Here is a 516-nt window from a genome sequence, read left to right as displayed (position 1 = left end):
CCACGTCACGATCTTGGTGATTTCTGGACGCTTTTCATTCCAGAGGTAATCGTGCTCTTGCTTGAGTTTGTTATAACCTTCACGGGTAATCAGCTTAGTTTTCAATTTGGCTCCTATTCATTTCGGCATAAAAAATGCCGCACATTCAGCAGCATCGACGCTTACGCGATCTTCATCCTAAACCTAGAATTATACCCAAAGCCACAAGATTCTCAGAGCGGACTTTGGGTATTGGCAATTAGGTTAGGCGACAGTTCGACTATTTTTCGTAATCTGGTTTTTTCGTCACGATATAATTGGTTTCACTCGCCACTAACGCACCGTGCTTTAAGAAGTTTTTACCCAAAATCATGCTGTAATGAAAGCGTCCGCGATCTTGCAAATTCACGCGAATTTTCTTCTCTAACTCACCCAGTTTGACATGCATTTCCACCACCGGACGGACGTTTGCTTTCTCGCCTTTTTTCGCAGTAATTTTCATTACGTCTACCACTTCGCGAGTAAAGGCTTTTTGCA

The 516-nt window shown here is 43.0% G+C and carries 1 protein-coding gene and 1 pseudogene; both read right to left on the bottom strand.

Going from position 1 to position 516, the window contains the following annotated elements:
* Positions 1–105 (bottom strand): annotated as a pseudogene (locus R8O10_RS27560) (transcription elongation factor GreB); the annotation flags it as partial.
* Positions 106–259: 154 nt separating this feature from the next.
* A partial coding sequence (locus R8O10_RS27555) for a RimK/LysX family protein (protein WP_318192278.1) occupies positions 260–516 on the bottom strand: 257 nt, incomplete at its 5' end.

This window comes from Vibrio sp. 1727 (genome assembly GCF_033344415.1).
Taxonomy (GTDB): Bacteria; Pseudomonadota; Gammaproteobacteria; order Enterobacterales; family Vibrionaceae; genus Vibrio; species Vibrio alginolyticus.
Note: the sequence above shows the minus strand (reverse complement) of the source record. Positions and strands in the feature narration are given on the sequence as shown.